Origin of the sequence: Methylomagnum ishizawai (genome assembly GCF_900155475.1) — a bacterium.
In the GTDB taxonomy this organism is placed as follows: Bacteria; Pseudomonadota; Gammaproteobacteria; order Methylococcales; family Methylococcaceae; genus Methylomagnum; species Methylomagnum ishizawai_A.
Genome location: NZ_FXAM01000001.1, coordinates 1,540,404 through 1,552,522, shown reverse-complemented (window position 1 = coordinate 1,552,522; position 12,119 = coordinate 1,540,404). Strand labels below are relative to the sequence as shown.

7 protein-coding genes and 2 pseudogenes are annotated in these 12,119 nt (G+C 61.9%); 5 read left to right on the top strand and 4 right to left on the bottom strand.

Annotation, left to right across the window (positions count from 1 at the left end; translation table 11 throughout):
- Window positions 1-41: 41 nt before the first annotated feature.
- Window positions 42-1,478: pseudogene (gene tnpC / locus B9N93_RS07005) on the top strand (IS66 family transposase); the annotation flags it as partial.
- 1,444 nt (window positions 1,479-2,922) lie between these two features.
- Here the strand turns inward: tnpC and B9N93_RS26215 are convergent.
- Window positions 2,923-3,222 (bottom strand): annotated as a pseudogene (locus tag B9N93_RS26215) (hypothetical protein); the annotation flags it as partial.
- A 2,575-nt stretch (window positions 3,223-5,797) separates the two neighbouring features.
- On the opposite strand from B9N93_RS26215, the gene B9N93_RS06980 reads away from it, so the two are divergent.
- A complete protein-coding gene (locus tag B9N93_RS06980; protein ID WP_085212164.1) occupies window positions 5,798-6,112 on the top strand; it encodes a transcriptional regulator in 315 nt (104 codons plus the stop codon).
- A complete protein-coding gene (locus B9N93_RS06975) occupies window positions 6,105-6,467 on the top strand; it encodes a helix-turn-helix domain-containing protein (RefSeq protein ID WP_085212162.1) in 363 nt (120 codons plus the stop codon). The genes B9N93_RS06980 and B9N93_RS06975 overlap by 8 nt, the downstream gene beginning before the upstream one ends.
- Window positions 6,468-6,608: 141 nt before the next feature.
- Here the strand turns inward: B9N93_RS06975 and B9N93_RS06970 are convergent, their stop codons facing one another.
- From B9N93_RS06970 to B9N93_RS06960, 3 genes are all read right to left on the bottom strand, one after another.
- Window positions 6,609-7,139 (bottom strand): type II toxin-antitoxin system VapC family toxin, encoded by a 531-nt coding sequence (locus B9N93_RS06970; RefSeq protein WP_085212160.1) that lies wholly within the window; start codon window positions 7,137-7,139, stop codon window positions 6,609-6,611.
- Window positions 7,136-7,387: a hypothetical protein gene (locus B9N93_RS06965; protein WP_085212158.1), complete on the bottom strand. Its 252-nt coding sequence runs from the start codon at window positions 7,385-7,387 to the stop codon at window positions 7,136-7,138. Before B9N93_RS06965 ends, B9N93_RS06970 begins: the two co-directional genes overlap by 4 nt.
- Before the next feature lie 775 nt (window positions 7,388-8,162).
- Window positions 8,163-9,947 carry an ATP-dependent nuclease gene (locus tag B9N93_RS06960; protein ID WP_217807276.1) on the bottom strand — a complete coding sequence of 595 codons (1,785 nt, stop codon included), beginning with the start codon at window positions 9,945-9,947 and terminating at the stop codon, window positions 8,163-8,165.
- Window positions 9,948-10,303: 356 nt separating this feature from the next.
- Here B9N93_RS06960 and B9N93_RS25955 point away from each other — a divergent pair, with 356 nt between their 5' ends.
- Window positions 10,304-11,113, top strand: a complete 810-nt coding sequence (locus B9N93_RS25955) for a KilA-N domain-containing protein (protein ID WP_085212154.1) — start codon at window positions 10,304-10,306, stop codon at window positions 11,111-11,113.
- 89 nt (window positions 11,114-11,202) lie between these two features.
- On the top strand, window positions 11,203-12,057 hold the full coding sequence (locus B9N93_RS06950; protein ID WP_085212152.1) for a ProQ/FinO family protein: 855 nt from the start codon (window positions 11,203-11,205) through the stop codon (window positions 12,055-12,057).
- Window positions 12,058-12,119: the final 62 nt, after the last annotated feature.

Genomic DNA, 12,119 nt, shown 5'->3' with positions numbered 1-12,119 from the left:
CCAAGGGTTCCGGGGGGTCGGGCGGGGGTATGATCGGGGCTATGGAAGCGCTGGCCCAACTCGACCTGCTGAACCTGGAACCGTCCGCCAGAACCCGATTGGCGGCGATGATCGCGGCGTTGCAAAGGGCGTCGGCAGCCAAGGACCTCAAGATCCAGGCGCTCACCCTGGAACTCGCCCATTTGCGGCGGATCCGCTTCGGGGTCAAAAGCGAAGCCCTGCCCCAGACCCAGCGCAACCTGTTCCAGGACACCTGGAACGAGGACTCGGCGGCGGTGGAGGCGGAGATCGAGCGCCTGGCCGACGGCGCGGCGGCCCCCGCCGCCGCCAAGCCGAAGCGCGCGAGGGCCGGACGCCAGCCGTTGCCGGACCCCCTGCCGAGGATCGAGCACCGCCACGAACCGGAGGCCTGCCAATGTCCCCGTTGCGGCAACACCGACCTGGTCCTGATCGGCGAGGACGTCACCGAGCAACTGGACGTCGAACCGGCCCGGTTCTTCGTCCACCGCCACATCCGGCCCCAATATGCCTGCCGCCCCTGCGAAACCGTCGCCGCCGCCCCGGTGCCGCCCGCCGTCATCGACGGCGGCCTGGCGGCGGTGGGCTTGCTGGCCTGGGTGCTGATCGGCAAGCACGTCGACCACCTCCCCCTGTACCGCCTGGAACAGATCGCCGCCCGCGACGGGGTGGTCCTGTCGCGCTCGACCCTGGCCGACTGGGTGGGCCGCCTCGGCGTGGCCCTGCAACCCCTGGCGGACCGGCTCGCCTGGCACCTGCGCCGGGGCGGCATGCTCCACGCCGACGAAACCCCGGTGGCGCAACTCGACCCCGGCAGCGGCAAGGCCAAGAAGGCCTACCTCTGGGCCTACCGCAGCAACGACCTGGAACCGGGACCCCGCATCGTCGTGTTCGACTACCGGCCGGGCCGGGGCGGCGGGCACGCGCGGGCGTTCCTCGGCACCTGGCAAGGCCACCTGCGGGTCGACGACTATGCCGGGTACAAGGCGCTGTTCGCCCCGGAACGGGAAGCGGCCCCGCCCTGCGTCGAACTGGGCTGCTGGGCCCATGCGCGGCGCAAGTTCTTCGAACTCCACCAAGCCAACCAAAGCCCCATGGCCGGGGAGGCGTTGCGGCGCATCGGCCAGCTCTACGCCGTCGAAGCCGAGGCCCGGTCGCTGGACATCCCGGCCCGCCAGCGGCTGCGGGCCGAACGCGCCCTGCCGGAACTGGAGTCCCTGCGCGCCTGGCTGGCCGAGACCCGCGCCCGCACCGCCCCGGGCACCGGGGCCGCCAAGGCGCTGGACTACACCCTGAAACGCTGGCCCGCCCTCGTCCGCTATGCCGAGACCGGCGATTTGCCCGTGGATAACAATCCAGTGGAGAACGCCATCCGCCCCATCGCCGTCGGGAAAAAGAATCGTTGGAAAGCTCACTGGTATCGTGCGCCAGGGTCTTATCCAGCATCCCGCGCCGCCGCACCCGGTACAGCGCCCGCTGCTCGATGGCGTCCAAACCGCCGGTCTCGATGGAAATATCCCCCTCCCGGTTCCGCGCCCCCTTGAAAAAATCCCCCAGCGCCTTGCCGAACGCCGCGTGGGTCGGGCCGAACCCGAACCGTGCCGCCACCACCGGCATCGTCATGATGGGCGTCTGCAAGGTGTTCACCAGCGCCGCCGCCGGGGAAATCCCCATGTGCATCGCGAAACCCAACCCGTTCAGCTTCAAGGCCAGGGGATGGATGGTCGGATTGGCCGCGTCGTCGTAGGCCCGCCGCATTTCGCCCAGCGCCAACGCCGCCGCCCGCTCCTTATTCCCGGCCCGAATCGAACCCGCCTGCGCGAGAATCCGCCGCTGCCGGGCGATGGCCCGCGCCAGCGCCACCGAATCCTTCCCGAACAACCGCCGCGCCTCCCGGATCAACTTCCGCTGCCCGGCGTCCTCCAGGGCGTCCATCCCCACGTCGAAGTCCAACTTCGACGCCGCCTGCCAATCCCGCTGATAGGTTTCCAGCGCCGCCAGCCGCGCCACCGCCGCCTTCATGCCATGGGTGGTGCCCGCCGCCTTCAGCGCCTGTTCGCCCTCTTCCAGCGCGTCGGACGCCTGATAGCCATGCTTCACCCTGGCGATATTGTGGGCGTCGTGGACCGCCTTGCTCGCCAAGGCCCGCAGCACATCCCGCGAAAACCCCGGCGTCTTCTTGCGGTGCAGCCAATGCTTCTGCGCCGACACCTCCGGCAAGCGCCGCAGGAACCCCTGGTACATCGCGTCCCGGATCGCCTGTACCTCCGGCGACTCGCCGAGACCCGCCAGCAGCGTATCCACCTCCGCCACATAGGCCGGGTCGATCAAGCGCATTTGGCTTTCGTCCGGCACGTTCAACCCATGCCCCAGGAACTCCAAATCCGGGTTCGCCTTGATCTCCGCGATCCGCTCGTCCGCCTGCCGCGAAGTCTCGAACCGCTCGTAATGCACCGCGCCCGGCTTCACATACGCCGTCTTTTCCAGCAGGCCGCTTTCCCGGATGCGCTGCGCCACCTCCCGCGCCGCCATCGCCGGTACGAAGCGCTGTTCCAGCACCGGCAGGTATCCCTGGGCCAGTTCCGCGTTCATCCGCACCGTGAAGCCGCCCAGCGCCACGGCCTTGGCGTCGTCGGCCATCCCATCGAAGCCATCCACGACATCCCGCCCTGCCCGCCGCATGATCCGCGCAGCGCGGCCCATTTCCCGTGCGGAAGACTGGACTGCGGCGGGGTCGGGTTCCTGATCGGCCCGGCTGAAACGGATATTGTCAATCCCATCATGCGGGCCTATAGTTGAATCGAATCCCGCGCCCATATTATGGTCGCTAGAGTCAGCCGCGATATGCGTAGCGCCGTCGGTGTCATTGGCCTCCACGGATGCACCGGGATTCACCCGCCACCCGCTCAAAACCCACGCATTGCTTCCACGGTTACGGACCAGCACGGCCTCGTAGCCGCCCTTGGCGATCACAGCCCTGATAGAACCGCCGGTTTCGTTCCTACGGATTTCCGTACCGGCGGCAATCGTTTCGATCAAATGATCGAACAGGCGCAACGCCTCCGCCTCTGCCATTCCATCCTTGCGCCCCCTGGCTTCCAGGATATGGGCCAACCCCATGCCGCCGACTGTTTTGCCCGAAGGCTTCACCCGCCCGGTTTTGCCCCACACGAAATCGACCCATCCCAGGCCATTGCGGAACATGGCGCGATGCACGGAGGTTTTCTCCAAGACGGCCTTCGCCAGGGCGTCCCGCCCCCTGCGGATGTTGGCGTCGATGTCCTTCATCGCGGAGCGGCTGAACAACGGTTGTCCTTCCTCCAGCGCCGCCAGCTTCATCGCGGGCGTGATGTCCACGCCCTGCGCGACCAGGGTTCGCCCATAGCGCGGCGCGGGAGTTGCCTCATCGTCGTCCAGTTCCCAAGGTTCCGGGCGGACCTCCCGGCCCAACTCCACCGGCACCACCTTCACCCCCCACTTCTTGACGTACTTGTTCACCTCGGCGGGCAGAATCCTGTCGTAGAACCCTTTCATCCCCTCGCCGCCGACGCGCAACCCGTCGCCCTCGAAGGTTTTCACCCCCTCGACCGCCATCACCCGCTCGGCCATCTCCTTGCCGACCACCTCGTCCAGCGGCTTCCCGACCGCCTCGGCCATATCCCCGGCCAACACCTTCCCGTCCGGGCCGACCGTCAAACTCACCAGCGCCTCGTACTCCCGCCGCCCAACCATATCGATGTCCAGCCTCCGCCCGCCATCCGGGTCGGCGTTCACGAGGATGCTGTCCACCTGCCGGTTCAGCTCATACCGTTCCGTCTGCACCGCCCCCGGTGCCCACGCGATCCGGTCGAAGCCGTTTTCGGCGGCGTAGCGGATCATGCGCTTCATCGCCAACAGCGCCCACGATTGCTTGAACGGCGCATCGGGTACGAACTTTTGTATGTGCCTCGAATTATCGGCATCTACCCTGCGCTGCGCGTCCTGCTCACGCATATAGCGCCCATATTCGCCATCCGGCCCGATAACGGCCCACTCCCCGAAACTATCGCCATCATCCTTCCGCTCAACCCGAAAAGCCTGAATGCTCGGCTTATACCCCCGCTTCCGCCCCTCTTGATGCCAATCGCTCTGCACCTCTTCCAGGAACAACACCCGCCGCCCCTCGGCGTCCGCCCGTTCGTTCAACCTGATATGGGCCAGGATATTGGGTTCCCGCCAATGGCCGGAGCGATAGGACAGCGCAATATCGGGCACTTGGATACGGCCATAATCCAAGGTGGCCCCGCGCCGGTTCTGATCATCCACATGATCCCTGGCCGATGCCTCGGTCGAAAAGGTATCCACCACTTCACCCGAACGGGGATCGAAAACCTCCCACGCATCCCGCATCTTGGGCGGCAAGGTCAACAACACTTCCCGATACCCGCCGCCGCCCGGCACTTGGTATTTCCGAAAATCCATGGTCCCGATAGAGGCGTTTTCCGGCGATTGAACCTCCTCCACCCTGATCTCGTTCTGCGCCAGGAAATCCAACAATTCCGCCTTGCCCACCGAACCCCCGCGCCCGGCCAGCCATTCCTTCACCCCCGACCACTCGACTTCCTCCACCTTCACGCCGGGAGCCTTGTCGAGCATCGCCGCCCACTGGCTACCCGGTGCCTTCGGCTGCTTCATGGCCTGCACGGCGCGGGTCAACGCCGAGTAGAACATCGGCGCGAGGTTGAACTGGCTAGCCAATCTCCGCGAATCCGTGGAGATTGAAGCCGCATCCCGCCGCACCGCCGCCCGCGCCAAGGCCGCGAAATCCCGCGCCGTCAACTCGAACCCGCGCCGTTGCAGCCATTGCCCGAACGGCGAGGCATACAGCGCCGCCCGCAAGGCCGCCACCACCTCCCGTGCCCAGGCCCGCACCCGCGCCGACAGCTTGGCCTTGCCCTTGCCGTCCAACCGGGTCACGTATTCGACCAGATAGGCGATGCGCTCTTCGTCGGCATCGGCGGGGTTAAGCGCGTTGTCGCGCAATAACCGTTGCACCTGCGCCTCGGCCCGCACCGCCGCCGCGTCCCCGGCCCCGACCAGTTCATGGAACCGCGCCGCGAATTCCGGGAAGCGCCCGCCCAGCCAGTCCACCAGCCCGCCATGGACCCCGGTCTCGTGCAGGAACACCCCAACGGCATCGCCGGGCCGGATATTCGGCGCGACCAAGTACACCCGGCCCTCCTTGAACAGCGCCTTGTCGTTAGGTCCTGCCTCGGGCGCGAACCGGCGCAGCGCCTGCCAGGCATCCAGGATGTGGAGCCGCTTCGCCCGCTCCAGCCGCCGGATCAATCGGCCCCCGAAACGGCGGACCAACTCGGCGCGGATGGATTCGGGCGTGCCGCCGCCCTGGCTGGCCTCCCAGGAAAACCTGTGGCGCGAAGCCTCGCCGGTTTTGCCTTCCCCCCGCGCCATCGCCGGATGCTCACCCGCGTCGGCGGACCCCGCCGCCACCCCGGCCCGCGCCCGCTCCGCCCGCAACGCTTCCAGCCGATCATCGATGGCCCGGACCTGGGCTTCGGCCCAGACCATCCCGCCCGCCCGGTGGGCTTCGGCGGCTTGCAACAGGGCGTCCCGGTCCTGTGGGGCAATGCGGGACTGGGCAACCATGGCGTCCAAGTGTTTTTCCAGGCAATTCATAGGCGGGGCACCTCAAGGGTCAAGGAGCGGAAGCGGAGGCCACGGGCACCGCCCATAGCCGCCCGCGTTGGCGGATATACGCCAAGGGCGTACAATCCCGTCCATGTACACGGTCGTCGAAACCCCCACTTTCCAAAGATACGCCGCCACGGTGTGGACCGGCGCGGAGCGCGAGGAATTCATCGACTGGATCGCCGCGCATCCCGAGGCGGGCGCGGTCATCCCCGGCACCGGCGGGCTGCGCAAGGTACGCTGGGCGCGCCAAGGCATGGGCAAGCGCGGGGGCGCGAGGATCATTTATTTCAACCCACTGGACAACGGGCTGATCGTGCTGCTGATCGTCTACACCAAGGCCAAGTTCGACAACCTGCCCACGGCGGTCCTTAACCAACTGAGAGGGGAAGCCAGCGATGGATGAGGAAATGGAGAGGTTCTGCGGAGACCTGCTGCAATCGGTCCGCGAGATGAAAACCGCAACCTGGGCTTGCAAGACCGAGTACGTCGAGCAGCCGGACGGGTCGGCGCGGCGCATCGTCACCCGCGCCGATGGCACGGTCGAGGAGGACGGCGTCATTCCCGCCGAGCGCTGGGCGGCCTTGAACGCCCGCGCCAAGGCCGGGCTGTCCCAGGCCGAGTTCGCCAAGAGCCTGGGCGTCTCCAAGCGCACCTTGCAGGAATGGGAGCAGGGCCGTAAGCGGCCCTCCGGCGCGGCCCGCGTGTTGCTCGGCATCGTCGCCCGGCATCCCGAAGTCCTGCGCGACGCCCCGCCGTGATCCGCCTGTCCCATACCGTCCCGTTGCGCTTGTGAATGAAACCGCCGGGATTCCGGCAGCACGGCAACCGAAGTAGGGTGGGCATGTACTTCATGCCCACCACCTCCAAACATCCCGGTGGACCGGGAATACCAGCCCACCCTACCCGGCTGCGCGACACCCCGCCGTGATCCGCCTGTCCCATACCGTCCCGTTGAGCTTGTGAATGAAACCGCCGGGATTCCGGCAGCACGGCAACCGAAGTAGGGTGGGCATGTACTTCATGCCCACCATTCCAAACACCCCGGTGGGCCGGGAATACCGGCCCACCCTACCCGGCTGGTCGATGGAAACAATGCGCCCATGCCCCAGGTATTCGGCCAGGATGACCAGGGATGCGTCGGCGAAATCCATGGGCAGGTTGGCATATTGCCGCATGAGTTCCGCCATGCGTGGCAGATGGCTTTCTTCGATGCTGAAAAGCCGGAACAGGCCATCCTGTTGCGCGAGCGGGAATTGCGCGGACACTTCCGGGCCACGGCGGGTTTGCAACAAATAGCAAACTTCGGTGACGACGGGCACGGTGGTGATGAGCGGTTCGGTGAGTCGGGCCGCTTTGGCCCTCACGCGGGCGTGTAGGTTATCGCGCCGGTCGAGCAAGGCCACCCAAAACCCGGTGTCGGCGATAATCACGGCTTGCCCCAGAGATGGTTCTTGTAATCGACGGCAAGTTGTCCATCGCCCTCCATGCAGCCGAGCAACCCGCGTTGTTCCAGGATGCGTAGCACCTTGCCGCCTTCGGTTTCCAGAGGCGGGGGGGGTTCGTCCAGGGCTTGGGCCAGGAGTTGGGCGACGATTTCCGCCAAGGGTTGATCCGAGTGTTTTTGCAGTTCCAGCAGGCGGGCGGCGTGGATGTCGTCCAGTTCGGTTTCGATGTGCATTTCGGGTTCTCCAAAAAGGGGCAGGGTTGGCCGGTCGGGCCGTATATGTAGGGTGGGCATGTACTCATGCCCACCGCCTCCGAATATCACGGCGGGCTGGGAATATCGGCCCACCCCACCTAATTGTGATTTTCATGAGCGCGTAGGGCGCAATAGGGTACTCCCGTATTGCGCCGGATGCGGAGCCCCCATCCATGCGGCGGAATACGCCAGAGTACCGGCTATTTCACCCTACACGGGCTACCCGGCTAATCCAGAACCATACATCTCATCCCATCAGGATGAAGCAGGTGCGCATTTTCAATCCGCCCGCTACAGCCGGGATGTACCTCGCACCCCATCAGCCCGTCTCCCGGCTTTTCTGTCCCAAGGCAAAAACCTAGTAGCGGTTGCCCGATATTCTTTGGATAGGGTCTGTAGTAAATACAGGATGCATTATCACAGTCATTGCTACCAGTACAACGCTTTCCATCACTTATAGATGCTTCGCAATAATGCAACCCGTCAAAAGTCTCTGCCCAAAACCCACCTTTACCCAGGCATTTTTTCTGTGTTGAAGGACAAATGGAAAGCGCCAGTGACGGGGTTAAACCCATGAAAATACTGAGCAGAAATACGCTTGATGCCTTCATCTGGGTTTATCCATCGATGACATGTTCCGAGTTTTACCTTCAGGCAGTCGGGTAGAACACCCCGGTGGGCCGGGAATACTGGCCCGCCCGGCTGTTATCCCGTCATGCTGGTTGCGCGGGCCGTTCACACTTTTGCTTCAGCTTTAAGCAATTGCAAGTGCCTCACAAAACTTCTCTCGAAGCGCCAAGAGACTGTTAGTTGCGACTTGTCCAGATGCAATTACTTTCAGTATTTCCAAGGGTTTTTTATCATCTCTATCTGGTGTTTGTAATCCTAAAAAATTTTCCAGGCATATAGGAAACATTACTGGTGTGGCGAGCGTATGCAAATTAGCCGACGCTCCAACTAAATCATTTATAGCACCATGGAAAGCGGCATCTTTTCCATTGTTGTTGTCATCATCCAGCATGACACCGTGAGGGATGCCATAAACTTTAAATAACGCCATAAATCGATGGAAATTAAATTTCCCAAGAGCATCAACAATACAGATGCGTTGCGTACTAAGATCATGCCAATCATTGGCGAGAAGATAGTTAAATAAAGCTCGCTCTGTCGCACCTTCCACTAAAAGCACTTTGTCCGCAAAAAACAAGGAAGACCGCTCACTATCCAGCCAAAGTTGAAAGCGAAAGCGTTCCTCTTGAATAGCAATATCAGCTTCAGGTGGGTTTTCAATCATTTTACGTGCACGACTTTTTTTATTGTCATGTATGGTTTTATTTGCAACGAATGCCTGTAGGGCTATAAGCAATTCACCACCTTGATCGAATACTTCATTTATCTGTGTTCCTTTAGGTTGGAAAATTTTGGTCACGCCATTACTGCGTTGAACACGGATAATCTGACCAATTTGCTGAGCAGCTTTGCCAGCAAAGATCGGTGAGTGGGTAGTGATAAATACCTGTTGTCCACTTTCTGCACTTAGACGGCGCAAGTGATAAGCCATGCTTTCCTGCTGGCTTGGATGCAAAAATGCCTCTGGCTCTTCAAAAAGCACTAGATTGTATAATGGATTAAACTCCTTTTTACTGGTTTTTTTCTCATCTTTGAATGTCGGTGCCAACCGAATTAGCTCATAAATTACAGAACGTTGAAACCCATGTCCGTAGCGATCAAGATCAAAACCAGTATCACCTAACGATGCATCTAAAAATGCAAATCTAACCAATGATTTTGAAATATCTTCTGGCGCGACAGAGTCGACCGAGAGATCAATTTTAATGCCCCACGCTTCGATTGCGACGTTAAGCGGATTTGATATTTCTGTTAAAAAACCATTTTCCTTTCTGGCCTCTTCGTTAAGTTTTTCAAAGGCAGCAGTAACCTCTTTAAAAGCTTCGCTTTTAGAGACGACTTTTTTTAATAAAAAGTTGAGCATGTTGCGAAGAGGTGATGGACCGCTCATTTTTGTTTGATCGGTAGGGTTAGCTAGCGCTGGCACATATAGAACCTGACCGACCTTAGCTGTTCCGACATTTTTTGCGCCATAGAATAGCTCTTTGCTGATTTCTCCATTTACGAAACCATAAATATTACTTTGCTCCTTTTGAACTCTACCTTTTTCATCAGATTTAAAATAGCGACGAACTGTTAAGCATTGGCTGGTTACCCCTCTTTTATATTCATCTGCAAGTCCAACCCATTCCTCATCATCTAATTTAAATTTGAGCTGTACCCATGACTCGTTATCAAGCGTTTCCGTTTTTGGGAAGTCTTCTGTTGACCATTTTATATCATCATAAAAAACTCGCAATGCATTCAAAATAGTGCTTTTACCAGCATTGTTCGCTCCAACCAATAACATGTAATCATGCACCTCAATGTCAGCATCAAGCACAGATCGAAAGTTATGAATAATAATTTGCTGAATTTTCATAGAGAATCCAATAATATTATATTGGCGATTATTAATTTTTTCCAGCATACCCCATCAATCTAGGGCTTTATGCCGCCCACCAATCCTTCAACACCCCCATCCTCCCCGTCAACGTAAATATTCACCATTGACAACCGCCCAAAAACGCGCCTACGCTGTTGAACCCCGGACGCATCCGGGGCCGGGTGTCGAAACCTGGACTTAGCTCAGGCGCATAGCCCCCAAATTCCGCGCATCGGGCATTTTTCATGTCCGCGATGCGCCCGAGTCATGACGGCGATGCGTGGGCACCTGTAAGGGTGGCCGGGTTCCTGAGCCCTGGTTTTCGACCCCACGCATCGTCCGTCACCAAATTCTCGTCGAAAAGAAAAGTGACGGCCTCAAACCCAGCTCAGGAGGCCATCATGGCTAACCTCATCATCGCGGACACCCGCATCCATCAAGACGCCGAAGGGCGTTACTCCCTCAACGATCTTCACAAGGCCAGCGGCGGCAAGAAAAAGCATCAGCCATCGGACTGGTTACGCATCCAACAAACTCAGGATTTGATTGCTGAGCTTGAGCGCGAACACATGGATTCAGCTGAAAATCTAATTCCGGGAATTCCCGGAATTAAACCCATCGAGTCCAAAGCTGGTAGGTACGGCGGCACCTTCGTCGTCAAGGAACTGGTCTACAGCTACGCTATGTGGATCAGCCCGGCCTTCCACCTCAAGGTCATCCGTGCCTACGACGCGCTGGCGACCCAACCGCGCAACGCCCTGCGCTACCTCCCCGACGCCCCCGCGCCCTTCGTGGACATCCCGCCCGACCTGGAAACCCGCATCGCCGCCCACGTCGCCGGGCTGGCCTACGTCTCGGTGCGCGACCTCATCGCCATGTTCCTCGGCGACCCCGACACCGACCCCCACCGCCGCGCCCACGCCCCCATGGGCAAGCTGCTCCACCGGCTCGGCTTCATCCGCAAGAAGGCCGTCTGCCGCGAAGGCCGCGACGGACCCCGCGACTACTACCTGCTCCGCGCCGCCGCCCAAACCACGCGGGCCGCGCCTCCGGCAACCGCCGGGTGGGTCACGCTGACCGAAGAAGAACTGAACACCCTCTGCGCCCAGGTCCGCACGGCGGAAATCGGCGTCGCGGCGGCGATGGACGCCGTCCACGCCCTCGAAGCCCGCACCGGCCGCCCCTGGTACGGCAGGAGCCAAGCCCGTTGATCCAACACCGCACAGGGGGGTCTAACCGCCCTGTGCTTCGTTCGCGGGGGCACCCCACCCCCGCCCGATCCACCCTTGAGGAGAACCCCATGGACCCCACCACGCCACCCCCCCTGCTGGCGACCCTGCGCCGCCAATACCCCCTGGCCTTCCCCGACGACCCGGACGCCGTGCTGCCCCTCGCCATCGGCATCCGCGAAACCCTCGTCGCCCAGGGCCACGACCTCGAAGCCGTCCGCGCCGCGCTGGCCCATTACACCGCCAGCGCCGCCTACCAACGCGCCCTGGCCGACGGCACCCAGCCCCGCATCGGCCTCGACGGCCAACCCGTCGGCCCGGTGTCGCCCGCCGAACGCCACAAAGCCGCCCACCACCTCGAACACCCCGGCAAGCCCTACCGCCGCCGCCGCCAGCGCCACGGCAAAAAAGCCCACGCCCGCATCCTGGAGACCCTCCGCATGAAAGCCGTCCAAACCCAGCTCGCCATCACCCTGCAAAACGACTCGTTCCGCCAATGCCTGGACCACGCCACCGAAGGCGCGGCCACCGTGCCCATCGCCGTCGATATCAACGGACGCGAATTCACCGCCCACCTGAACCCCACCAGCTTCCGCAAGGCGGTCGCGGCCTTCCGCGAAGCCGGGCAACCCGTGGTCGTGGTCGAAGGCGTCATCAAGCTGGACGCCCAGGAACCCCGGATCGACTCGGCCCACATCCGGGTCAAGGACAAGAAGCCGCCCAACCGGCCCAAGCCCCAAGCCACGCCCGCGCCCGCCCCGGACCAAAAACCCGCCCCGGCCACCTCCGGCAAACCCGTCCCGGTGGTCACGGTCGCCAAGTCCCGCGCCCCGGCGCAGCCGCAGCCCCCGGCGCAACCGCCCCAACCCACCCCGTCCCCGCTCGGCAAACCAAAACTCAGCCTGAAACCCAAGCCCAAACCCTAAGCCGCCACACACCGCATGACGCGGCAGGCCCGCCAACCGCTAACCACGAAAAAAGGCCGGGA

What these genes read in the sequence shown, in the direction of transcription:
- B9N93_RS06950 (WP_085212152.1), top strand. Translation starts at nt 11,203, where the DNA reads ATGGACCCCACCACGCCACCCCCCCTGCTGGCGACCCTGCGCCGCCAA.
- B9N93_RS06965 (WP_085212158.1), bottom strand. Translation starts at nt 7,387, where the DNA reads ATGCACATCGAAACCGAACTGGACGACATCCACGCCGCCCGCCTGCTG.
- B9N93_RS06975 (WP_085212162.1), top strand. Translation starts at nt 6,105, where the DNA reads ATGGATGAGGAAATGGAGAGGTTCTGCGGAGACCTGCTGCAATCGGTC.
- B9N93_RS06980 (WP_085212164.1), top strand. Translation starts at nt 5,798, where the DNA reads ATGTACACGGTCGTCGAAACCCCCACTTTCCAAAGATACGCCGCCACG.
- B9N93_RS25955 (WP_085212154.1), top strand. Translation starts at nt 10,304, where the DNA reads ATGGCTAACCTCATCATCGCGGACACCCGCATCCATCAAGACGCCGAA.
- B9N93_RS06960 (WP_217807276.1), bottom strand. Translation starts at nt 9,947, where the DNA reads ATGCTGGAAAAAATTAATAATCGCCAATATAATATTATTGGATTCTCT.